The organism is Phascolarctobacterium sp., from assembly GCF_030531065.1.
In the GTDB taxonomy this organism is placed as follows: Bacteria; Bacillota; Negativicutes; order Acidaminococcales; family Acidaminococcaceae; genus Phascolarctobacterium_A.
The window spans coordinates 1-23271 of record NZ_JAUNOQ010000010.1; the positions used below are offsets into that span (position 1 = coordinate 1).

The following is a 23271-nucleotide window of genomic DNA, read 5'->3' on the forward strand; positions in this document are numbered from 1 at the left end:
TTATAAAAATAAGACCATGCGATGCATGGTCTTATTTTTATATACGCAGACATCTACCGACAAGAGCGCGGGGCTGGCTGCCGATTCGCCACATTTGCATAAGTCTTTTTCTTGCTTTCAAATTTTCTTTGTGATATAATATTACAGATTTTTTAGAAAATATGGAGTGATTTATTCAATGCGCAAGACTAATTATACCTTTTTGCTTGCCACGCTGGCTCTTTTAGCTGTATTAAGCTTTATTAGCTGGCAAGCGCCTGCGGTTGTCGATCCGAAAACCTATCAGCCGACCGTTTATTCTACCATCGGCGCTTTGCTGCCGCCTGTTATTGCTATCGCTTTGGCTCTGATTACTAAAGAAGTATATTCTTCTTTATTCGTAGGCATTGCCATTGGCGCGCTGCTATATGCCAACGGTAATTTAGAGCTGATGCTGAACACTATGCTCTTTAATGAGAACGGCGGTATGATTACCAAGCTGGCGGACAGTTGGAACGTGGGCATTTTGGTATTTTTAGTCATTCTGGGTATTATGGTGGCTTTAATGAATAAAGTGGGCGGCTCTGCTGCCTTTGGCCAATGGGCGTCGCAGAATATTAAGACTCGCGTAGGCGCACAGCTGGCGACTATCGCGTTAGGCGTGCTGATTTTTGTTGACGATTATTTTAACTGCTTGACCGTGGGCTCGGTAATGCGCCCCGTGACCGACAGACATCAGGTGAGCCGCGCTAAGCTGGCCTATCTGATCGACGCTACCGCTGCGCCCGTGTGTATTATTGCGCCTGTATCCAGCTGGGCGGCGGCAGTAACCTCTTCCGTGCCTAAGGGCTCGGATATCAACGGTTTCAGCATGTTCCTCAACACTATTCCCTATAATTTTTATGCGCTGACCACCTTGCTGATGATGATTCTGCTGACCGTGATGAAATTTGATTTCGGCAGCATGAAGCTGCATGAGGATAACGCGCGTAAGGGCGATTTGTTTTCTACCGACGCTCGTCCCTATGGCGATGTTGATGAAAAAAGCGAGTCTTTGCCTAAAGGCTCTGTGATTGATTTAGTGTTGCCTGTGGCCGTATTGATTGCCTGCTGCATCGTGGGTATGGTTTATACGGGCGGCTTTTTCTCCGGCGAAAGCTTTGTAGACGCCTTTGCCAACGCTGACGCCTCCAAAGGTTTGGTCTTGGGCAGCATGGTAACCTTTTTCTTCGTTTTCTGCTTCTATATGGTACGCGACGTGATGACCTTCAAGGATTTTACGGACTGCATTCCCATGGGCTTTAAGGCCATGGTGGCGCCGATTATGATCTTGACTATGGCGTGGACATTATCCGGTATGACCGGCCTTTTAGGAGCAAAATATTATGTGCATGATTTGGTGGCCGGTTCTGCCGGACTGTTGAAAATGTTTTTACCGGCTATAATTTTTGTGGTAGCTATGTTCCTGGCCTTTTCTACCGGCACCAGCTGGGGCACCTTCGCTATTTTGATTCCCGTAGTCTGCAATGTTTTTGGCAGCGGTGATACTCACGAAATGCTGGTTATTTCTATTGCGGCCTGTCTTTCAGGCGCAGTTTGCGGCGACCATTGCTCGCCTATCAGCGATACGACGATTATGGCTTCGGCGGGCGCGCATTCGGATCACGTTAATCACGTATCTACTCAGCTGCCTTACGCTTTAACTGCGGCGTCCGTATCCGTAGTCGGCTATTTGATCGCAGGCGGCATCGCTTACTTCAGCGAAAGCTCCGCAGCTTTAATATCCTTACCAATAACATTGGGTCTGATGTTTGTTACGTTGCTGGGTTTGCGGACTTATGTCAATAAAGGTAAGGCGTAAGGGTGGAATCTTATATAAGATAGAGGAAGCAAAACACATAGGCAACTCATGTTATTTTGAGGGTTGCATAATTATATTCACAATACGAACTGAGCTGCGTTTGTGCAGTTCAGTTCTTTTTTAGTGGTAGAGGCTTTTTTTGTTGGCTTGACCAGGCATAAGTGTTATAATAAATATAGCTCAAAAGGAGGCTTTTTAAATGGATATTCATGCACCTATAGGCGTGCTGGATTCAGGCGTGGGCGGCTTGTCCGTACTTAAATGCCTGCACCGGCTTTTGCCGCATGAGGATTTTATATATGTGGGCGATACTGCCCGCACCCCCTACGGTATACGCACAGAAAAAGAAATTCGCGGCTTTGTGGCCGAAATGATCGATTGGCTGGCAGCCCAAGGCGTCAAGCAGGTGGTTATCGCCTGCAATACGCTGACGATGCTGGGAGTCGACACTTTAAAGGGCGAGTATAAATTTTCAATCGTGGGTATGTCCAAGGGAGAAAAGTTGCTCTTGGAAGCCAGCAAAAAGAAAAAGATTGGCGTGCTGGCCACGCCCTTTACGATTGGCACTGAAGCTCATAAAAAAGCAATTTTAGCTGTTGACAGTGAGGCGGAGGTTTACCCCATGCCCTGTCCTAAATTTGTACCGCTGATTGAAGGCGAGCAGTTTGATAGTCCGCAGCTGGCGGCGGCCATAGCCGAATACGCGGTTCCGTTGAAACAGGCCGGCGTCGACGCCGTGATTCTGTCCTGCACGCATTTCCCCTTTATTCAGGAGCAGATTGCCGCCGAATTTGGCCTTGGCGTTACGATTATTGATCCGGCAGAGGCAACTTCGCTTGAGGCTATCGCTTCTTTGCGCGAGCAGGGATTATTGCGCGGCGAGGGCGAAGGGCGCGTTGAAGTTTGCGCGACGGCGGATATCGAACGGGTGCGGCGCTTGACGCGCAGGATGCTGCCGGAAATAGATTGCGAGTTTAGGGAGATAAATTTGCGGCAGAAAAAATAAATGCGATATTTTCTGCTTTGCGAGGTTTGACAGGCAGGATATTTTTCCTTTTTGTCAAATTTATACTGTATATAAAATTTGCATAAAGACTGTTCGGTAGTCTTATGAAATTTTAAGCTTAGGAGTTTTCTACAAAGTTGTAGGTTACGCTGTACCGGCTTCGCCGCGCTGCGAAGCGGTACTTCTATTTTGTGCCGACGCCTGGCGGCGGCTTGGCGCGCGCGAGAGCTTTACTAAGCATAAAAATATAAAGAAAGGTGGTAGCTGTGGAAAAGCAGGGAGTATTGAACAACAATAATATTGCGGGTTCGCCTTTAATCCATAAGCTTTGCCTGGGAGTGGTGCTGTTTGGTTTTTGGATGGTGCTTTCCGGCAGAACTGAAACAAAATTTATCGTTTACGGTATTTTGACCGCCGTGGTGACTACCTGGCTTACTTATCCGCTTTTGTTGGTTCCCAACAAGGACGGCAGTAAAAGGTATTTTGTTTTTGGCGTTTCCCTTCCTAAATTTATTATGTACTTCTTTTGGCTGATGTGGCAGCTGGTGCTGGCGAATATTGACGTTTTGCTGGCTACGACCAGTCAGGAGCTGAACATCGACCCCAAGGTAGTGCGCTTCTACTTTAAGGTAGACAATCCCATGGCTTCTGTGGTTTTGGCAAATTCCATTACGCTGACGCCCGGCACGGTGACGATTAACGTTACCGACGACGGTTTGTACGAAATTCACGCGCTGACTGCGGGCGCGGCGGCAGGCGTACTGGACGGCTCTATGCAGCGTAAGGTTGCCGGGCTGTACGGAGAAAAATTTGATTTTGCGGTGGCAGAGAGCGAGGAATGATTATGCAGGTTATTTTCTTTATTTTAATGATTTCCATAATCTTTGTCATTGGCGCGATGCTGCAGCGCTTGTTTTACGGGCCTACTATTTATGACCGCATGAACGGCCTGGGCGTTATCGGCGCGGACACGATTTTGCTGTTGGTGCTGTTCGGTTATATCGACGGCCGCCCCGATATGTATGTGGATATCGCTATATCCTATGCATTCCTGGGCTTTATCGGCTCCGTGATCGTGGCAAAATATCTGGGAGGTAAAAATATATGATAGAAGCGTTCGGTTTTAATTCTCTCAGAGAGGTAATAGCAGCTTTACTCATGCTATGCGGTTTAGTGTTTTTCATAGGCTCGGCCATTGGTATGCTGCGCCTGCCGGATTTTTATAGTAGAATCCACGCTTCCGGTAACAGCGAAACTTTGGGCTGCGCGCTGTCCTTCATTGGTTTGATGATTTACGAGGGCGCGACGCTGACGACTGTTAAAATGGCTTTCGCTTTTTTGATCGTTTTTCTGGCTAATCCTATCGGCTCCCATATTCTGAGCAAGGCGGCTTATAAATCCGGACATCCTGTATGGACGCTGAAAAGTAAGGGCGCGAAAAAGCTGGTAGGCTTGGAAAAGCCAGGGCACAGCGCTGATGAACCGGTGGGTAATTTGAAAAAGAAGGAGGAAAAATAAAATGCAGATTTACATTATTGAGGCAATTTTATTGATCTTCCTGATTTTGATTACCTGCGCCGTTATCTTTTGCAAGGATATTTTAAGCGCGGCGATTATTTACAGCGGCTTCAGCTTCTGCGCCGTACTGCTGTATTTGATGATGGGGTCGCCGGACGTAGCTTTTACGGAGGCTGTTATTGGCACGATTTCGACGATTTTCTTCGTCGCTTCATTGAAAAAAATTGACAGGTGGTGTAAATAATGCGCGGTTTAGTAGCTGTAATTCTTGCCGTTATGACGGGTATGTTCTGCTCCGTTGTAACTTATCTGCCGGAAATTGGCGACGCCGATACTGCGCCTAACCAGCATGTTACTCCGACCTATATTTCCCGCAGTGCGGAGGATACGGGTTCGCCAAATATTGTTACCGGCGTCATCATCGATTACAGAGGCTTCGATACGATGTGGGAAACTTCGGTAATGTTTTTGGCCGGCCTGACGACGGTGCTGGTGCTGACCAGCAATCCTGTAGGCAGGCGTCCGGAAGAAGAGCCGGAAGACCCTGAGGAAGGAGAGGTTATCAAATGAAAGAACCGTTTGGCGGCCTCATCCTGAATGTGGCCTTTCGTATGCTGGTGCCCTTTACTATTGTCTACGGCATTTACGTTTTATGCCTGGGCGAATTTTCTCCGGGCGGCGGCTTCCAGGCCGGCGCTTTGCTGGCGGTGGGCGTGCTGCTGTCCCGTTTGATTTTGGGTATGGACGCTGATTTTAATGTGCTGGGCAAAACTTCGGTTGTGCTGGCCGGCGTGGGCACGTTTTTATACGCCTTTACCGGTTGGCTGACGTTATTCGGCGGCGCGGATTTTTTCCTGAATTATGATTATATGCCGCTGCATTTGGAGCCGAAGCACGAAATGCATGCGATGGGCATTTTCCTTATTGAAATCGGCGTAGCGATTTGCGTTATGATGACGATTATCAACCTGCTGGATGCGATTGTGAAAAGGGGTGAAGATGATGGAAGTGTTAAATGAATTTTTAAAAACTAAAGGCATCTACTCCCTGGTCATGATTTTATTTTTCCTAGGCGTTTACGGCATGGTTCTGAGTAAGAATTATATGAAGAAGCTCATGGCGATGAACGTGATGCAGGTTGCCGTAATTTTCTTTTATCTATGCTTTGCACAGAAGGATGGGGCGATGATTCCTATTCAAAACGGCGTTACGACGGACCCTAATCTTTATATCAACCCCCTGCCTCACGGCCTGATGCTGACGGCTATCGTCGTAAGTCTTGGTACTACGGGCGTAGCCATTGCGCTTTTGATGCGCATTAAGGAAATTTACGGCTCCGTAGAAGAGGTAGAGGTATTGAGGAGGGCCAGCAAATGACGCAGCACGCTCCTGTTTTTATCGTACTTTTGCCTTTAACGGCTTCGCTTTTATGTATGCTGTTCAGCCGCATCAGCAAAAACCTGGGCTCCTGGATTGTGATGGCGTCCATCGTCGGCGCGTTTATCAGCTCGCTGACGGTGCTGCAGCAGGTGTTGTCCAGCGGTGGTCAGACGGTGCATTACTGGATGGGCGGCTGGGCTCCGCCTGTGGGCATTGAATTTGCCATGGACCCGCTGAACAGCGTGCTGGCCGTTTTGGTTACGGCTATTTCCATGCTGGTGGCGCTGTACAGCAAACCCTTTGTCAAGGATGAGGACTGGCTGCATGTCGGCGGCTACTACACCTTGTTTGGTTTGCTGACCGTCGGCCTGTGCGGCATGATTATTACGGGCGACGTTTTCAATCTGTATGTTTATTTGGAAATTATGTCCCTGTCGGGCTATGGGCTGATCGCTTTGGGCGGTAAAAAATCCATGCTGGCAGCCTTCCGTTATCTGCTTATCGGTACTATCGGCGCGTCCTTATACCTGTTGGGCGTAGGCTATTTGTACGCTTTGACCGGTACGCTGAATATGGCGGACCTGGCGGCACGGGTAGTGCCCCATATGAACTCGCCGCTGTTCGCTATTGCGGTGGCCTGCTTTATTATCGGCTTTGGCATTAAGATGGCGCTGTTCCCGCTGCACGGCTGGCAGCCGGACGCCTACACCTTCGCTCATCCCGGCGCTGCGGCCTTTATCGCGGGCTGCATGAGTAAGGCTCCGGCGTATGCCTTGATTCGCTTTATGTATTATATCTTCAAGGTTGATAACCCGGTGCTGCACAGCGCGCTGAACGTACTTGGCATTCTGGGCGTTGCCGGTATCCTGATCGGCTCCATCATGGCTATGGCGCAGTACGATTTCCGTCGTATGCTGGCCTACTCCAGCGTGGCGCAGATCGGCTATATTGCCATCGGCCTGGCTATGGGCAATCTGTACGGCTTTATTGGCGCGGTGCTGCATATTATTAACCATGCGTTGATGAAATGCAGCCTGTTCCTGGTTATCGGCGGTATCGAATACCGCTTCGGCGAGGTTAATCTTTACCGTTTAGGCGGTATGAATAAAAAGATGACCATCAGTACCATTACGGTGACGCTGGCGGCCTTATCCATGATCGGCCTGCCGCCCACCGCCGGTTTCTTCAGCAAATGGTATCTGATGCTGGGCGCTTATACTGGACAGCAATATTTTTACATTGCCGTGCTGGTAGTCAGCTCGCTGCTGAACGCCATTTACTTCTTCCGCATCATTGAGCAAATGTTTATCCAGCGCGAAGCGTCCCTGACCGAGGTGCATCCGCACCAAGGCAAACTGGGGCTGCCTTTCGCGATGGCGCTGCCCATCTTTATCACCGGCATCGGCATTTTGGTGCTGGGCTTCTGCAGCGTGGACATTGTTACGGATATTATTAAAATAGGCTTGCCGGAGGTGTTTCTGAGATGACGATTATAGATTGCAGACCATTTCTGGCAGTGGGCGTTTCCTTCATAGCCGCCGTGCTGATTGCTTTCAGCCGCCGTTGGCCTAACTTGCGCGAGGCCTGGAGCGTTATCGCTTCCGTGCTGAAATTCGGCATTATCCTTTCCATGCTGCCGGCAGTTTTGGACGGCAACCAATATCAATGGACGCTGTGCCAGATTACCGACACTGTGGGGCTGACGCTGCGCACGGATCCGGCCGGTATGATTTTCGCCGTGCTGGCTTCCATGCTGTGGGTGCCCATGAACTTCTATTCCATCGGCTATATGCGTTGCAATAACGAAAGCGAGCAGACAGGTTACTTTGCGGCCTTCGCTATTTGCATGAGCGCAGTTATGGGCATTGCCATGGCCGAAAATTTGCTGACCTTCTTCATCTTTTACGAGCTGCTGACCTTGGCAAGCTATCCGTTGGTATTGCATAAGCGTAACCAGGAAGCCTTGATGGCCAGCCGCAAATATTTGATTTATACCTTGATTTCCGGTCAGCTGTTCCTGGCTGGCGTGATTGCCGTTTACTGCATCAGCGGTACGATGGCGTTTACGCCGGGAGGCTTCCTGACTGCCGATATGGCTCCCAGATGGGTGCTGCAGGCTGTTTTTGTGCTGATGATTCTGGCCGGTTCCGTAAAGGCTGCCGTAATGCCGCTGCACGGCTGGCTGCCTGCGGCGATGATTGCGCCTACGCCCGTATCGGCGCTGCTGCACGCGGTAGCCGTTGTTAAAACCGGCGTTTTCGCCGTACTGCGCATCATCGGTTTCGTTTTTGGACCCAAGCTGCTGGCGGAAATCGGCGTGACCGACGTGCTGGCTTGGGCGGCGGCTATCAGTATTCTGGTATCCTCGCTCATTGCTCTGCGGCAGGATCACCTGAAGCGCCGCTTAGCTTTTTCCACCATCGGCCAGCTGTCCTACATCGTTTTAGGCGCGGCGCTGATTTCGCCTATCAGCATTAAGGGCGCGTACCTGCATTTGGTAGCGCACGCAGTGATGAAGATAACCCTCTTCATGTGCGCGGGTTTGATTATCGCCCGCACTCACCGCAACAATATCAGCGAGCTGTATGGCATCGGCAAAAAGCTGCCGGTGACTATGACCTGCTTTACCATCGCTTCGCTGGGCATTGCCGGCGTACCGTTTTTGGTAGGCTTTATCAGTAAATGGAATTTGTGCCTGGGCGCTTTGCAGGCGGGCAAGCCGTTATACGTTTTACTGTGGGTTGCCAGCGGCTTATTGGCGGCGGCGTATTTGATACCGGTTTCGCAGATGGCTTTCTTCCGTCAGGACCCGCAGGAAAAATTCCGCGAATACGGAGCAATCAGCTATTCCATGCTGATACCCATTTGTATTACGACGCTTATCGCCATCGTTTTAGGTATAGTGCCTAATATTTATCCGCACTTCTACAGGCTGACGGTAATGGTATCCAATACGGTTTGCGCAGGCTGGCATGGGGGGTGGCTGTAATGAATAAAAAATCAGTATACCTGCTTTGTCTGGCGGTGTTAATCGTTTCGGCCGTGGCCGAGCTGTGCGGCGTACATCTGCATGCGCCTGCCTGGTGGCCGCTGCCCTTTGGCTATAATATTTTCTTTGGATTTGCAGGCTGTTGGGTTTTGATAATCGTTGCCAAATTGATTATGGCCCCGCTGCTTCAGCGCGACGAGGACTATTATAATGATGATTACGAAGGCAGAGGTGATGATGATGAATAATTTAATGCTTCATCCCGGTCTGATTTTGATGGTCGTCGGCGTTGTGGCTATGCTGGCGCCTAAATGCGTCCGTAAATTCGTGCTGGCGCTGGGCCCTTTGGCTGCTGTCGGCGCGGCGCTGCAGCTGGAATTAGGAACGGAGGTAGTCGTTCCCTTTGTCAATGATTTGCAGCTGCATTTGATGTACGTTGACAAATTAAGCTGGATATTTACCTTTATCTTTTCCGTGCTGGCTTTGGTCAGCGGCATTTATGCGGCGCATAACGAAAACCGCATGGAGGCTTTGTGCTGCATGCTCTATGCCGGCGGCGCTATTTCCGTTACGCTGGCGAAGGACTGGCTGTCCTTCATTTTCTTCTGGGAATCTCTGGCAGTATCGTCCTTATTCCTGGTATGGTGCAATCCCAGCGCCGAATCCAGGCGGGCGGGCTTTCGCTATATGCTGGTGCATATGCTGGGCGGCGGCGTTTTGCTGGCGGGCATTTTCCTTACGGCATACACCAACGATTCTATTATGATGGAAAGCCTGACGGGTAAGACCAATACTTTAGCGTATTGGTTCGTGTTGGTCGGCATGTTCGTCAACGTGGCTATGCCTCCGGTCAACGCCTGGCTGGTGGATGCTTACGCTAATTCCACTCTTACCGGCGGCGTTTTTATGAGCTGCCTGACGACTAAGGTTGCGGTTTACGCTTTAATCCGCGAATTTGCCGGAACCGAGCTGCTCATGTGGGGCGGCGTGCTGATGGCTCTGTACGGCGCCTGCTACGCGATTATGGAAAACGATATGCGCAGGCTGCTGGCTCACCACATTATTTCCCAGACCGGCTTTATGGTAGCCGGCGCGGGCATCGGCACGGGTATGGCGCTTAACGGCGCGACTGCCCACGCCTTCTGCGATATTCTGTTTAAATCCCTGCTCTTTATGTGCGCGGGCGCGGTTATTTATGCGACCGGAATTAAAGAAATCAATAAGCTGGGCGGTATGGCGAAAAAGCTGCCTTTGGTTTGCATCTGCTTCTTTTCCGCGGCCTTTTCCATCGCCGGTATTCCGCTGTTCAACGGCTTTATCAGTAAGGCCATTACCGTCAACGCCGCTTATGCGGCCGGTCATGGAGCGGTATATACGCTGCTGGAGCTGGCTGCCATCGGTACCTTTTTGTCCATCCCCTTGAAAATGGGTTACTTCATTTTCCTGCGCAAGGACGATAAGGGCGCGGAAATTAAAAAGCCGCTGCCGTTTAATATGAAGCTGGCTATGAGCATCAGCGCTTTTCTGTGCTTCCTCTACGGCGTTTATCCGGATTTGCTGTACCGTTATCTGCCCTTTGAAATGGAGCCCTACCATCCCTTTGCGGCGGCGCATGTGCTGCAATATGTGCAGATGCTGGGTATGGCGCTGATACCCTTTATGATGTTCCTGCCGCGGATGGAGCCGCATACGGCTATCAGCCTGGATACGGATTGGTTCTACCGCAAGCCCTTCGCTTTCCTGGTTTTCAGAGTCAGCTCTTTGTTCTGCGCGCTGTGCGGCGCGTTGGGCGGAGCCTGGGGTGTGCTGTATGAAAAATTTATGGATTTGACGGCTAATCCGATGGAATTTTTGGACGCTAAGCCTTTCCGCAAGCGCAGCCATTATAATCCGGAAAATTACCGTACCTCCGTTGCCGATCCTATGATGATTACGCTGACGGTTTTAGTAAGCAGCATCGCTTACTTTATCGCTACCATGTGAGCGGCAAGAAAAATTAAATTGTTTTGCGAGCGGGCGCTGCGGCGTCCGCTTAATTTTTGCGAATATTTTCCCCTCGTGAAACGCGATAGGAAAATAATGTTCGTTTTAATTTCCGTTGTAAATTTGTCAGTAGTATTTCTTTCGCACAAAGACTTAGGTGAAGCCGAATGAATTTTATACTTTAGCTGAGGCCAGCGGCTGAGAGAAAATGGAATAGAAAATTTTCTATTATATTTATACGCATAAATTTATGTAAAAAAATAATCTCGTCTACATATTTCGTAGGCGAGATTATTTTTTATCGCGAATACCGAAAAGAGTTTCCACGGCTTTACGCCGTTCCGGACTCAATGTACGCAGCTTGTGAATGAGCTGCGTTTCCTTTTCTGTTAAGTGCAGTGTTGGGGAATCGATGAGTTTTTTGTGTAAAGCGCCGTTTTCGTCCGGCAGGCCAGTTAAAAAATCTTTAATTTCGATGCGGCATACTTCGGCTAAAGTATTGAGAGCAAATACGTCGGGCATGTTGCGGCCATGCTCCCAGCCGCTTAAACATTGCTTGGAAACTCCGATCTTATTTCCTAATTCCTCCAATGTAAGGCCAAGGCGCTGCCGTTCATAGCGAATACGAGTACCAATTATCATTTTGTCCAAGAAAATCACCAGCTTTTAAAATACTGCTTACTGACAGTATAAGCTAAAACCACATATGATAAAGCAGAAAATAAACGTATCAGATAACTTGAAAGTATCTAAATTAGATAATATAATTATTAGAGTATCTGAAATGAATACTCAATGAGTGATGGGGAAAGGATGATAATTTGTGGTTTTTACGTCGCCGGTATTTTTATTTTTGTTTTTACCATTTGTTTTGGGAATGTATTTTTTGCTGCGTAAAGCTTATCGGAACGCTTTTTTATTTATCGTCAGCTCGATTTTTTATTTTTACGGCGAGCAAAAAATGCTGCTTTTAATGTACCTTGTTATTTTAGTAAATTATTCGACGGGTTTGGCCTTAGGAGAGCTGCAGCAATTACGAACAGCGAATAAACTAAGTGAAAGAAAAGGAAGATGCTGCCAAAGAATTACAATAATAAGCTGTATAACGCTTTGCTTGGCGCTTTTGTGGTATTTTAAATACTGGAATTTTACGCTACTGATTTTTCAGAAGTTGGCGGACTCTTTAGGCTTTGCGTATCATATATCGCAGGTTGATAAAATAATTTTACCTCTGGGCATCAGCTTTTATACTTTCCATTGTCTGAGCTATTCGCTGGACGTTTACATGAATAAAATGCCTGCGGAGAAAAGCTTACTGCGTTTCGCAACGTATGTGTTGATGTTTCCTCAGCTGGTGGCCGGACCCATTGTGAGATATGCTGATATTCAGCGTCAATTTATTGAGCGCAGTATTTCTGCGGTGGGCTTTGCCAACGGTTTGCGGCGGTTTTGTTTTGGTTTTGCCAAAAAGATTTTGCTCGCCAATGTGGCGGCTAAAGCTGTGGATAAAATTTTCGCGTTGCCGTTGGAAAGTCTGGATTGGGCTACTGCTTGGGTTGGCGCAGTGTGCTATACGCTACAGATTTATTTTGATTTCAGCGGCTATTCGGATATGGCCATCGGTTTGGCCGCGTTATTTGGCTTTCACTATAAAGAGAATTTTAATTATCCTTATATTTCCCGCTCGGTGGGAGAATTTTGGCGGCGCTGGCATATTTCTTTGTCAACCTGGCTGCGAGATTATGTGTATATCAATTTGGGCGGCAACAGAGTAAGCCCTTGGCGGTATAATGTGAATATTTTACTGGTCTTTCTGCTTTCCGGGCTTTGGCACGGCGCAAATTTTACTTTTGTGCTTTGGGGAATTTGGTACGGGGTATTCATCATTCTGGAAAATTTATTTTTACGAAAATATTTCCAAAATAAAACTGGCTTGGCACATTTTTATACTCTGCTGGTCATCGTTTTCGGATGGGTGTTGTTCAGGGCGGACGGCGTCAGGTATGCGCTGCGCTATTGGGGCATAATGCTGAGCTTTGATTTGAGCGGCGTTGCGCAGGTTTTGGATTATCTGCAAAACGATATTCTTTTGGCGATGGCTTTAGGCGCGCTGCTTTCCTATGATTGGCGCGGCGCTTATAAGCGTTTGGTTTTGCGTTTTGCCGCCGGTTCGCGGCAGAAATTTTTGCTGTGCAAGCTGCTTTCCTACGTCGCCGCTACAGGGTTATTTATTTTATCTTTAACCAGCGTTATGAGCAGTACTTATAATCCGTTTATATATTTTAGATTTTGAGAGGCGTGCGGTATGAAGACAAAGGGCATATTGATAAAAACTTTCATAGGCGTATTTATTTTAGGTTTGGTATTTCCGAATACGGGCTTGTTCCGGGAACGCGAAAACGCTCGCATTGTGGCGCGCGAAAATCGCAGGATAACGGCGTTCCCGAAAAATTCCTGGAGGGAGAAGAGCTTTTATAGTAATTTTGAAAAATGGTATCAAGACAGGCTGCGTTACCGCGACAAGGCAGTTAAGCGTTGGCGAACATTTAACGCACGGTTAGGCGTAATTTTATCGGATAAAATTTTTCGCGGTAAAAATCAGTGGCTGTTTAACAGGAACAACGTGGTGCAAGGCTTTGATTATAAGGAAGAAAAGGCAGTAGTGTTGCATAAATTGCAGGCTTATTGCTCGGCTAATGGAGCGCGGTTTGCTTTTTTATTAGCGCCGCCTAAGGAAGCAATTTATGACGATTATTTTCCGCCTGCCGAGCGCAGAAAGTACCGCGATTACGATTATTGGGAAGCGCAGGTTAAGGAAAGCCTGCAGCGTCAGGGAGTACGTTATCTTTCTGTAACAGATACGTTTAAGGCGGCCAGGCGCAACGACGGCGCGCCGTTGTATTTTCATGACGACCATCATTGGAGCTATTACGGCGCGGCTTTGGCCAGTAAATTGGTTCTGGAGGATTGGCAGGCTGCTTCGGAGGGAAATTGGTACTCCTGGATTGCTTTGGAGACGACGAAGCGGCATGTTTTTAAAGAGCGCAGCTATGCCAACGAATTGGGCTTTGGGCAAACTTATGAGACGGACGCGCCCTGGAGCGCACAGTTCACTGACGAAATTTATGCCGTCGACTGTAATAGCGGGAAGGAAAGCAAAATGAAAAAGATTGTTTCCAACGATTATTTGTGGGGCAAGATTATGAACGGCGAGGGAATTATTAAAAATAAAACGCTGAAGAATAAAAAGACTATTTTAATTTTAGGCGACTCCTACAGCAGTTATATGGCGCCTTATTTATCGCAATATGCCGATACCGTAGTCGCTACGCATTACAGCAGAGGCAAAAAGTTTGTAAATATGCCGGAGCTGCTGGCGAAGTATCAACCGGATTACGTTTTACTGGAAATGCTGGGCAACAGCTTTTACCGCAGCAAGGAGGTTCAGCGCATTGGCAAAATAATTATTCCCGATTGAAAAATGTAACACGGCTATGCAGATAATTTTCCTAAATAATGGTGTCAAGCAGCTTGATTTTTGTTATAATGTAGATGAGAAGACAAAGGAGGCTGGGCCATGAAAATAGAATTTACGAAAATGCACGGAGCCGGCAACGATTACGTTTATGTGGACTGTACTAAGCAAGAGCTGCCGCATCCGGAAATTATTTCTGAATACGTCAGTCACAGACGTTTCAGCATCGGCAGCGACGGCCTTATCTGCATCTGCAAATCCGACGTCGCCGATTTTAAAATGAGTATGTTCAATGCGGACCGTTCCGAGGGGAAGATGTGCGGCAACGGCATTCGCTGCGTAGCGAAATTTGTTTATGATAAAGGCTTGACGGATAAGAATCCGGTAACGATTGAAACGCTGTCCGGCATAAAAACCATTGAGATGAAGATAGAGGAGGGAAAGGTTGTGTCAGCGAAGGTGGATATGGGTAAGCCTGTTTTTAAGGCTACGGAAATTCCCATGAATTGCGATCATTATATTTTTGTGGATCAGGGCTTGGTGCTGGACGCCAACCATGACGACGTGACTAAGGAAAAGGTTGTTTTCAACGGCACGGCTATTTCCATGGGCAATCCTCATTTCGTAACCTTTGTGGACGATGTAGACGCGCTTAATCTGGAAGAAATAGGGCCTTTGTTCGAGCATCATAAGCTGTTTCCCGAGGGCGTAAATACTGAATTTGTGCAGGTTATTGATAAAAATACCGTTAAGTTCCGCGTCTGGGAGCGGGGCAGCGGCGAAACCTGGGCCTGCGGCACGGGCGCCAGCGCTGTGGCCGTAGCCAGCATTATGCTGGGACGCGCCGGCAAAAAGGGCGAACCGTTGACGGTTATCGCTAAGGGCGGCACCTTGCAGGTTACGCACGCGCTGAACGACCATGTTTTTCTGGAGGGCGAGGCAGTGGAGGCTTTTACCGGTACGGTAGAAATTCCTGACGAGCTTGTTAAATAAAGCGAAGGCTTCAAGCGCCTTCCGCCTGTGGGCGGCGGGCGCTTGCCATTCGTTTTTATAATTTATATTTTATATTCAATGGGGGTTTATAAGTAAAATGGCATTTGTTAATGAAAATTACTGCAATCTGAAAGAGAGCTATCTGTTTGCCGATATTGCGCATAAGGTGAACGCTTATGCCGAGGCCCATCCTGACAAGAAAATTATTCGCCTGGGTATCGGCGATGTTACGCTGCCGCTAGCTCAGTGCGTAGTGGACGCTATGACCAAGGCCGTAGCGGAAATGGGCGTGCAGGCTACCTTCCGCGGCTACGGTCCGGAGCAGGGCTACGGCTTTCTGCATGAGGCGCTGGTGAAATATTACGCTTCCTTCGGCGTAAGCCTGGCCAGCGACGAAATTTTTATCAGCGACGGCGCTAAGAGCGATTGCGGCAATATTACCGATATTTTCAGCAATGCGAATACGATTCTGATTCCTGATCCGGTATATCCCGTTTATCTGGATACGAACGTAATGTGCGGCCGCAAAATTATTTATATGGAAGGCAAGCCGGAAAACGATTTCCTGCCCATGCCGGACGATAGCGTGAAGGCCGACGTTATTTATCTGTGTTCGCCTAACAATCCTACCGGTGCGGCCTATACTAAGGAGCAGTTGGAAAAATGGGTGGCATACGCGCTGAAAAACGACGCCGTTATTTTGTACGACGCCGCTTATGAAGCCTTTGTCAGCGACCCGGCTATTCCCCGCAGCATTTTTGTTATCGAGGATGCGAAGAAATGCGCTATCGAGCTGTGTTCCCTGTCCAAAACCGCAGGCTTTACCGGCACTCGCTGCGGCTATACCGTAGTGCCCCACGCTTTGGTACGCAAAACCAAAGACGGCAAGGATATGGAGCTGAACAAAATGTGGCTGCGCCGTCAGACCACTAAGTTCAACGGTGTGCCGTACATCATTCAGCGCGGCGCCGAGGCTGTGTTCAGCGACGAGGGCGTTAAGCAATGCCGCGAAAACATCGCTTATTATCAGGAAAACGCGCGTATTATGATGGCCGGCTTCGATAAGGTGGGCATTAAATATTACGGCGGCGTACATTCTCCGTACATTTGGCTGCAATGCCCCAACGGCATGAGCTCCTGGGAGTTCTTCGACTTTCTGCTGGAAAAGCTGCAGGTGGTGGGCACTCCGGGCGCAGGCTTTGGCCGCATGGGCGAGGGCTACTTCCGTTTGACCGCTTTCGGCAGCCGCGAAAATACCGTCGAGGCTATGGAGCGTATTGTCAACGGCCTGAAGTAAAGAAGTGCGTTTGGCAGTATAGCAGTGTAATTGAAATAAACAGAAACCAAATAAGGCCGTACCCTCGCTTGGGGTACGGCCTTTGCGCGTCTGCTTTTATTTTTGCCGCTGCAGGGAGAGCGGAAGCTCCAGCCCGTAAGCCTGCAGCAGCTCCTGATTGGCGAGGATAGCGGCGGTTGGGCCGTCGTAAACTATTCGCCGCTGATGCAGCAGCACGGTGCGGGGACAGGTATCGAGAATGAGATCGAGATCGTGCGAAGCGATGATTTTAAGCTGGGGAAAGGAATTCAGCAAGCGAATTAAATTTTTCCTGTTGCGTGGGTCCAGCGCTATGGAGGGTTCGTCCATTAAAATAATTTCCGGGCGCATGGCGAGGACGGTGGCGATAGCGACCAGCTTTTTTTCGCCGCCGGACATTTTAAAAATCTGCTTGTCGCGCAGCTGCGGTATCCCTACCAGTTCGAGAGCCTGCGTTACCCTTTGCTCTACTTCTGTAGCAGGCAGGCCGTAATTGCGAGGCGCGAAGGCGATATCCTCAAAGACGGTGGACATGAATAACTGGCTGTCGGAATCCTGCAAGACATAACCGGCTTTGGCGCGGATATCGGGCAGGTTAGCGTCCGTAAGCGGCAGCCCGGCGACGGTGGCGCTGCCGCCGAACCCGCCGCGCAGGCCGACCAGTAAATTCAGCAGCGTGGACTTGCCCACGCCGTTAGCCCCTACGAGGCCGACGGCTTCGCCTTTATCTATCCGCAGGGAAATATTTTGCAGGATGGTATTATTGTCGTAGGCGAAGCTGACGTTTTTCAGCTCAATGCAGGTCTCGTTCATGGTAATCCTCCGGTTAAGCTTGCGCCGACAGCCTTGATGGCAGGTAAACAGCGCAAAATTAAAATCAACGCCGCCATAGCTACAAGATAGGCAACTTCCCGCAGGCGCGGTTTAGCCGCGGACGCAGCATAATAATATTCGCCGCGAAAGCCACGCAGCAACATGCTGCCGTACAACGCGTCGGCACGGTCGAAGCTGCGCAATAGCAGCTGGCCGAGCAGCGAACCCCAGACTTTAAAGTGCAGCCCCTTTTGTCTGGGCGCGCGCAGGCTGTAAGCCTGGGAAATATTATTAGCCTGCTTGAGCAGCAGGACGACGTAACGGTAGGTGAGCAGAATTTGGACGACTAAAATTTGCGGTACGCGCACTGCGCGCAGAGCGGCGCAGATTTTGTCAATCGGCGTAGTAGCGATGAGCTGGTAGGAGGCGAGTACGGCGAAGACGCCCTTGCACGCCAGCGTCAGCAGGGACAGCCAGCCGGCGCTGAACGAAAAAGCGCCGAGCATTATCCGATTGCCGTCTAAAAGCGGGTTGGCGAGGCCGAGGCAGCAAACCAGCGGCAAAACCAATCGCATACGGCGCAATGCTTTCGCCAAGGAAAGGTCGCTTAGCCCAAAAGCTATTGCGAGGTAAACGCCCATGACGAGAACGCCGCCCACATCGTATTTGGCGACGCCGGTTAAGGCGGCGATGTACGTTATGGTAACGATGAGCTTGGGCAGTGGATGCAGCTCGTTTATCCACAACTTGCGCCGCGCCAGATTTTCTAAAGCATAAATTTCGCTAAGGGAAACGGATAATTTATTCATATTTTTGATGGCGGAAGAATTTGCCGATAACGCAGGCTCCTACTCCTACCAAAATTACGACGGCGCTGCCGAACACGCCGGAAAAAACTGTGCCGTAAGCGGAATCCGAATCCTTAAAAGCATAATCGGGCAATAAAGCGATTGCTTCCTGAATAGCCGCCGCTTGCGCGTGCGCGGGGCTGTCGGCGTCAAGTTCTTCCGTACCGGCGACTTGACCCAGCGACCATTCCAGACCGTCTGGATTTTCGCTGGCGGCGAGGGAAAACGCGCCGCCGAATAAAAATGCCGCGGCAGCCAGGGCGGCCAAGGTTTTTTTGTAGGAAAAGCGCGCCGCCGCAGCGTTATTCTTATCGATAAGCTCAGGCCGGGCGTCGTAGATAAAGAGCAGGACGCAGGCGATTATCATGCCTTCCACCGCGCCTATCGCGAGATGGATGGACTGCATGGTAACGGCAAAGACGCCGAAGGGCAGTTCCGTAATGCCGGACAGCGTAGTTTCGACGGCTACGCTTAAAGAGCCGAGCTGCAGCGTGAGGACGGAGCCCAGAACGGAGGCGGCGATGATTTTCGCTTTGCTCGCGCCGCTGCGCAGTAACGGCTGCCAAACGCCGAAGTAACCGATAAAGCAACCGTAAAACGCCATATTCCAGATATTGCAGCCCAATGCCAGCAGGCCGCCGTCGGCGAAGAGCAGGCACTGGATTGTTAAAATAGCGATCATCGTCAAGAAGGCGGCGTAAGGGCCTAAGAGCGCGGCTAAAAGCAAGCCGCCGCAAAGATGCCCGCTGCTGCCCGTGCCGGGGATAGTAAAATTGAGCATTTGCGCGGCGAAGACGAACGCGCCCATGATACCCATGAGCGGAATTTTACGCGCGTCGTTTTCCTGACGCACCTTTTTGATAGAATAAGCGGCAACTGCGGCGCTGGCGACATACATCGTGCCGGCTACTGCGGGATTTACTAAAGCGTCTGCCATATGCATGATGAGTTTCCTCCTTTAATCAGGCGTTGGTTGAGCCAATCGCTTTTATTTGGGCTCATTATAGCACCTTGAACGCGCTTTAAGTCAATAGGGGGGATAAGACTGAAAAATATGTAAAGAATGAACGCTATTGCTTGCCTGCCGCCGCGTAAAAGATTATAATAAAAGCATAGTCGATAGCCTGAGCGACAGGCTGTTTTTCAAGAAGGCTTGAGGAGGAATATTCCATGAAAAAAATATTTATGCTGGCTGTAACGGTTATGATGCTGGCAGTAAGCGCCGTTTGCAGCGCGGCAAACGGCAAGGTTTTAGACGCGGAGGAGGCTATCGCCGAAAAATTTATCAGCGGCGGCGATTATAAAGCCGTAAGCTCGTTGATGAGCGCCGATATGCAGCAAAATTGGAACGAAACGGTCTACGCCAATATGCAGGAACAGATAGCCAAGACCTTTGGCAAGCTGACTACTAACCGCTTACGCATTATCCAAAAGCTGGATGACGCGGATGTGTTAATTTATCAGGTAGTTTCGGAAAAGATCCCCACCGCCCGCTTCGTTTACGTTTTTGTTGTCAACGGCGAAAAACCGTTGCTGAAAGATTTTACTCTTGGACTTCCGCAGCAGGAAGAACCCGCAGGACAACAGCAAGCGGGACAGCAGTAAGCCGATAATAGCAAAACGGTTGGCAGCGCTAAGCGGCGCTGCTAACTTTTTATAGGAGAGAAGTTATGGCAGATAAGTTTTTGATAATTGACGGCAGCAGCCTGATTCACAGGGCGTTTTTTGCGCTGCCGCCCTTGATGAACCGTCAGGGCGTACACACGGGCGCGGTTTACGGCCTGTGCAATATGCTGCTCAAGCTTATGGACGAGGTGCAGCCCCGCTATATGGCGGTAGCCTTCGATAAATCGCGCAAAACCTTCCGCACGGAAATGTACGCAGCTTATAAGGGGCAGCGCAAGCCTACGCCCAGCGAGCTGTCCGAACAGTTCCCTTTAGCTATGAGGGTTTTGGACAGTCTGGGCATTCACACACTGGAGCTGGATAATTACGAGGCTGACGATATTATCGGCACCTTTGCCGTGCATGCGCCCCAGGACGTGGAGGTCATTATCGTTACCGGCGACCGGGACGAGCTGCAGCTGGTGGATAAGCGCACCAGGGTTTATTATACCAAGCGCGGCATCAGCGATATCCAGATATTTGACGAGGCGGAATTTGCCGCAGCTTACGAAGGCCTGGAGCCTAAGCAGCTCATCGAGCTGAAGGGCCTGATGGGCGATACGTCGGATAATATTCCCGGCGTGCCCGGCGTGGGGCCTAAGACGGCGCTGAAGCTGATTAAAGAATACGGCACGGTGGCTAACGTGCTGGCGAACACCGATAAAGTAACGGCCAAAGCGCTGAAGGCCAAGCTGGAAGCTAATAAGGAGTCGGCTCTGTTGTCCCAAAGGCTGGCGACCATCTGCACCGACGCGCCTGTGGACAGCAGCGTGGCTAATTATGAGCTGGGCCCCATCAAGGAGGAAGCCCGCACCCTTTTGCAGGATTTGGAATTCCGCAATATGTACGAGCGCTTTGCCGCCGTTTTGGGCGGCGAGCAGCATAGCTTCGATTTGTTCGGCGAAACGGTAGAGCAGGAATCTGCGCCAGTGGTCTTGGTTAAGACTGCGGAGCAGGCGGAAAATTTATTTGCCGCTTTGCGGCAGGCGAAAGCTGCGGCGCCAGTTGTAGCGCAGATAGCGGGTACTCTGCCGGAGCTGTATTTTACCAAAGCGGAAATACTTTTAGAGGATACGGTGTATGTGCTGGACGCAGGCAGCGGCTGCTGGCCGCAGTTTGACCAGTGGCTGGCCGACGGCAGCTGCCGCAAACAGACTGTGGACAGCAAGGAGCTGTATAAATGCTGCCTGTGCCGCGGCGTGAAAGCGCAGGGCATTGCGGACGACGCGGCCTTAGCTGCCTATGTTGCCGACCCGGGCCACAGCTCCTACGCCTTGGCCGATTTGAGTAAGCGTTACTTAAATAATATTTTGTCCAACGACAGCGAAAATCTGGCGCAGCTTTTAGTGCCGCTACGGCAGGAGCTGGCGCAGCGGGAGCAGGTTAAGCTGTACGAGGAGCTGGAGCTGCCCCTGACGGCGGTGCTGGCGCAGATGGAATATTACGGTATTACGCCGGATATGGAGCTGCTGAGCCAGCTTAACGAGGATATGGGTTTCAGGATAAACCGCTTAGAGCGTCTGGCCGAGGAGCAGGCAGGCGAAAGCTTTAATTTGAAATCCACTAAGCAGCTGGGCGTGGTGCTGTTCGAGCACTTGCAGCTGCCGGTTGTCAAAAAGACGAAAACGGGCTATTCCACGGACGTCAAGGTACTGGAAGCCTTGGAGGGCAAGCATCCCTTAATCGGCACCATTTTGGAATACCGCAAGCTTACGAAGCTGCAGTCGACCTACCTGGAAGGGCTAAAGCCTTTAGTGAATAATAAAACCGGACGTATCCATACGCATTTTCAGCAGACGGTAACGGTGACGGGGCGTTTGTCCAGCACCGACCCCAATTTGCAGAATATACCTACGCGCACAGAGGAGGGTAAGCAGATTCGCCGTATTTTTGTGCCGGGGACAGGCTTTGACTGCCTGATGAGCTGCGATTATTCCCAGGTGGAGCTGCGGATTCTGGCCTGCATCGCTCAGGACAGGCTGCTGCTGGAATCCTTCCGCCATGGGCAGGACGTTCATGCCCGCACGGCGGCAGAGGTTTTTGGCGTACCGCTGGAGCAAGTGACGAGCGAGATGCGCGGCCGCGCCAAGGCGGTTAATTTCGGAATTGTTTACGGTATCAGCGATTTTGGCCTGGCCAATCAGCTGCAGGTATCCCGCAAGGAGGCCGCAGGCTATATTGAAAACTATTTTGCCCGCTATACAGGCGTTAAGCAATATATGGAAAGTATCGTAGCGAAGGCTAAGGAGCAGGGCTACGTCAGCACGCTCATGGGACGCCGCCGCTATCTGCCGGATATTAACCACAGTAATTTCAACCTGCGCAGCTTTGCCGAGCGCACAGCCATCAACACGCCCATCCAGGGGACGGCGGCCGATATTATGAAGCGGGCGATGATTGCCGTAGCGCAGGCTTTGGCGCAGGCAGGCTGCCGCAGCCGTATTCTTTTGCAGGTACACGACGAGCTGGTGCTCGAAGTAGTCAACGACGAAAAGGAGCAGGTGGCAGAGCTGGTGCGCACTGCGATGGAGGGAGCCGCCTCCTTGGAGATACCCTTGCTGGCCGAGGTTAATTTCGGCGTCAACTGGGCTGAAACAAAATAAGCAAAGGAGATGGATTATGCCGGAAATGCCTGAAGTGGAGCAGGTCAGGAAAACGCTGGCTCCGCATATAGAAGGGAAAACCATTACCGCCGTTGAGGTGTATTTGGACAGATTGATTAAGTACCCCAGCCCGCAAAAATTTGTGGAAGGATTGTTGGGCAAAACCATCAGCCATGTGGGGCGTAAAGGTAAATATTTGGTGCTGACGACGGATAAGGAGCAGCGGCTCATCGTGCATCTGCGCATGACGGGAGCGCTGCTTGCTCAAAGCAGCGACGCGCCGGAGCCTGCTTATGCCAAAATAAAATTTATGCTGACGGATGGAGTAACTATGTGGTTCACGGATATTCGTACCTTCGGCACGCTGTATTTAGTCACTAACGGCGATACCTATATCGAAGGCTACGAAACGCTGGGTCCGGAGCCCTTGAGCGCAGGCTTTACGCCGGATTATCTGGCTCCCTTGGCGCAGAAGAGCCGCAAGGCCGTCAAAAGCTTTATTTTAGATCAGCGCATTATCGCGGGGCTGGGTAATATTTACGCCGACGAATGCCTGGCGTTGTCAGGCATTTTGCCCATGCGTGCGGCTAACACGCTGACGCGGCAGGAGATAGACGCTTTATGCGCGGCGGTTAATGCAGTTATCGCCCAAGGAATAAAAAATCGCGGCACTACCTTCCGCGATTATAAGGACGGCGAAGGCAATAAGGGCGATAACCAAAATCATCTGCTGGTTTATGGGCGCGGCGGCAAGCCCTGTAAAAGCTGCGGTCAGGCGTTGAGCACAACTAAGGTGGGCGGACGAGGCACTGTGTATTGCGCCCAATGCCAAAAATAGGAGCA

At 50.3% G+C, this 23271-nt stretch carries 24 protein-coding genes; 20 read left to right on the top strand and 4 right to left on the bottom strand.

The window, feature by feature from the left end:
• Positions 1-178 precede the first annotated feature (178 nt).
• From Q4E64_RS07720 to Q4E64_RS07780, 13 genes are all read left to right on the top strand, one after another.
• A complete protein-coding gene (locus Q4E64_RS07720; RefSeq protein WP_303167228.1) occupies positions 179-1840 on the top strand; it encodes a Na+/H+ antiporter NhaC family protein in 1662 nt (553 codons plus the stop codon).
• A 199-nt stretch (positions 1841-2039) separates the two neighbouring features.
• The gene (gene murI / locus Q4E64_RS07725) at positions 2040-2846 is read left to right on the top strand and encodes a glutamate racemase (protein WP_303167230.1); all 807 of its coding nucleotides are present in this window, start codon (positions 2040-2042) and stop codon (positions 2844-2846) included.
• A gap of 266 nt (positions 2847-3112) precedes the next feature.
• Complete coding sequence (locus Q4E64_RS07730) at positions 3113-3688, top strand: Na+/H+ antiporter subunit E (protein WP_303167232.1); 576 nt, start codon at positions 3113-3115, stop codon at positions 3686-3688.
• A gap of 2 nt (positions 3689-3690) precedes the next feature.
• On the top strand, positions 3691-3954 hold the full coding sequence (locus Q4E64_RS07735; protein ID WP_303167234.1) for a monovalent cation/H+ antiporter complex subunit F: 264 nt from the start codon (positions 3691-3693) through the stop codon (positions 3952-3954).
• Entirely contained in the window at positions 3951-4364 is a 414-nt protein-coding gene (gene mnhG, locus Q4E64_RS07740) for a monovalent cation/H(+) antiporter subunit G (protein WP_303167236.1), read from the top strand. Before Q4E64_RS07735 ends, mnhG begins: the two co-directional genes overlap by 4 nt.
• Position 4365: 1 nt before the next feature.
• Entirely contained in the window at positions 4366-4608 is a 243-nt protein-coding gene (locus tag Q4E64_RS07745; protein WP_293729333.1) for a DUF4040 domain-containing protein, read from the top strand.
• Entirely contained in the window at positions 4608-4934 is a 327-nt protein-coding gene (gene mbhE, locus Q4E64_RS07750; RefSeq protein WP_303167238.1) for a hydrogen gas-evolving membrane-bound hydrogenase subunit E, read from the top strand. Before Q4E64_RS07745 ends, mbhE begins: the two co-directional genes overlap by 1 nt.
• Positions 4931-5383 (top strand): MnhB domain-containing protein, encoded by a 453-nt coding sequence (locus Q4E64_RS07755; RefSeq protein WP_303167240.1) that lies wholly within the window; start codon positions 4931-4933, stop codon positions 5381-5383. Before mbhE ends, Q4E64_RS07755 begins: the two co-directional genes overlap by 4 nt.
• On the top strand, positions 5364-5741 hold the full coding sequence (locus Q4E64_RS07760; RefSeq protein ID WP_303167242.1) for a sodium:proton antiporter: 378 nt from the start codon (positions 5364-5366) through the stop codon (positions 5739-5741). Before Q4E64_RS07755 ends, Q4E64_RS07760 begins: the two co-directional genes overlap by 20 nt.
• Entirely contained in the window at positions 5738-7231 is a 1494-nt protein-coding gene (locus Q4E64_RS07765) for a complex I subunit 5 family protein (protein WP_303167244.1), read from the top strand. The genes Q4E64_RS07760 and Q4E64_RS07765 overlap by 4 nt, the downstream gene beginning before the upstream one ends.
• Positions 7228-8733: a monovalent cation/H+ antiporter subunit D family protein gene (locus tag Q4E64_RS07770; RefSeq protein ID WP_303167245.1), complete on the top strand. Its 1506-nt coding sequence runs from the start codon at positions 7228-7230 to the stop codon at positions 8731-8733. The genes Q4E64_RS07765 and Q4E64_RS07770 overlap by 4 nt, the downstream gene beginning before the upstream one ends.
• Positions 8733-8981, top strand: coding sequence for a hypothetical protein (locus Q4E64_RS07775; protein ID WP_293729342.1), 249 nt, complete (start codon positions 8733-8735; stop codon positions 8979-8981). Before Q4E64_RS07770 ends, Q4E64_RS07775 begins: the two co-directional genes overlap by 1 nt.
• Complete coding sequence (locus tag Q4E64_RS07780; RefSeq protein WP_303167247.1) at positions 8944-10716, top strand: Na(+)/H(+) antiporter subunit D; 1773 nt, start codon at positions 8944-8946, stop codon at positions 10714-10716. The genes Q4E64_RS07775 and Q4E64_RS07780 overlap by 38 nt, the downstream gene beginning before the upstream one ends.
• 291 nt (positions 10717-11007) lie before the next feature.
• On the opposite strand, the gene Q4E64_RS07785 is transcribed toward Q4E64_RS07780, so the two are convergent.
• The gene (locus Q4E64_RS07785) at positions 11008-11358 is read right to left on the bottom strand and encodes a helix-turn-helix domain-containing protein (RefSeq protein WP_303167249.1); all 351 of its coding nucleotides are present in this window, start codon (positions 11356-11358) and stop codon (positions 11008-11010) included.
• 529 nt (positions 11359-11887) lie between these two features.
• On the opposite strand from Q4E64_RS07785, the gene Q4E64_RS07790 reads away from it, so the two are divergent.
• The 4 genes from Q4E64_RS07790 (at position 11888) to Q4E64_RS07805 (ending at position 16481) form a co-directional block, all read left to right on the top strand.
• Positions 11888-13009 carry an MBOAT family protein gene (locus tag Q4E64_RS07790; protein ID WP_303167251.1) on the top strand — a complete coding sequence of 374 codons (1122 nt, stop codon included), beginning with the start codon at positions 11888-11890 and terminating at the stop codon, positions 13007-13009.
• Between the two features lie 12 nt (positions 13010-13021).
• Positions 13022-14194 (top strand): hypothetical protein, encoded by a 1173-nt coding sequence (locus Q4E64_RS07795; protein ID WP_303167252.1) that lies wholly within the window; start codon positions 13022-13024, stop codon positions 14192-14194.
• Positions 14195-14299: 105 nt separating this feature from the next.
• Positions 14300-15184: a diaminopimelate epimerase gene (gene dapF / locus Q4E64_RS07800; protein ID WP_368501547.1), complete on the top strand. Its 885-nt coding sequence runs from the start codon at positions 14300-14302 to the stop codon at positions 15182-15184.
• A 97-nt stretch (positions 15185-15281) separates the two neighbouring features.
• The gene (locus tag Q4E64_RS07805; RefSeq protein ID WP_303167256.1) at positions 15282-16481 is read left to right on the top strand and encodes an LL-diaminopimelate aminotransferase; all 1200 of its coding nucleotides are present in this window, start codon (positions 15282-15284) and stop codon (positions 16479-16481) included.
• A gap of 96 nt (positions 16482-16577) precedes the next feature.
• On the opposite strand, the gene Q4E64_RS07810 is transcribed toward Q4E64_RS07805, so the two are convergent.
• Genes Q4E64_RS07810 through Q4E64_RS07820 form a run of 3 tightly spaced genes read right to left on the bottom strand, consistent with a single transcriptional unit; the run spans position 16578 to position 19103 of the window.
• Positions 16578-17312 carry an energy-coupling factor ABC transporter ATP-binding protein gene (locus Q4E64_RS07810; RefSeq protein ID WP_303167257.1) on the bottom strand — a complete coding sequence of 245 codons (735 nt, stop codon included), beginning with the start codon at positions 17310-17312 and terminating at the stop codon, positions 16578-16580.
• Complete coding sequence (locus Q4E64_RS07815; protein ID WP_303167259.1) at positions 17309-18121, bottom strand: energy-coupling factor transporter transmembrane protein EcfT; 813 nt, start codon at positions 18119-18121, stop codon at positions 17309-17311. Before Q4E64_RS07815 ends, Q4E64_RS07810 begins: the two co-directional genes overlap by 4 nt.
• Positions 18114-19103, bottom strand: coding sequence for an energy-coupling factor ABC transporter permease (locus Q4E64_RS07820; RefSeq protein WP_303167261.1), 990 nt, complete (start codon positions 19101-19103; stop codon positions 18114-18116). Before Q4E64_RS07820 ends, Q4E64_RS07815 begins: the two co-directional genes overlap by 8 nt.
• 227 nt (positions 19104-19330) lie before the next feature.
• Between Q4E64_RS07820 and Q4E64_RS07825 the strand changes: the two genes are divergently transcribed.
• The 3 genes from Q4E64_RS07825 (at position 19331) to mutM (ending at position 23266) form a co-directional block, all read left to right on the top strand.
• Positions 19331-19765: a hypothetical protein gene (locus tag Q4E64_RS07825; RefSeq protein ID WP_303167263.1), complete on the top strand. Its 435-nt coding sequence runs from the start codon at positions 19331-19333 to the stop codon at positions 19763-19765.
• A 65-nt stretch (positions 19766-19830) separates the two neighbouring features.
• Entirely contained in the window at positions 19831-22428 is a 2598-nt protein-coding gene (gene polA / locus Q4E64_RS07830) for a DNA polymerase I (RefSeq protein WP_303167265.1), read from the top strand.
• A 16-nt stretch (positions 22429-22444) separates the two neighbouring features.
• A complete protein-coding gene (gene mutM / locus Q4E64_RS07835; protein WP_303167266.1) occupies positions 22445-23266 on the top strand; it encodes a bifunctional DNA-formamidopyrimidine glycosylase/DNA-(apurinic or apyrimidinic site) lyase in 822 nt (273 codons plus the stop codon).
• The last annotated feature ends 5 nt before the right edge of the window (positions 23267-23271 follow it).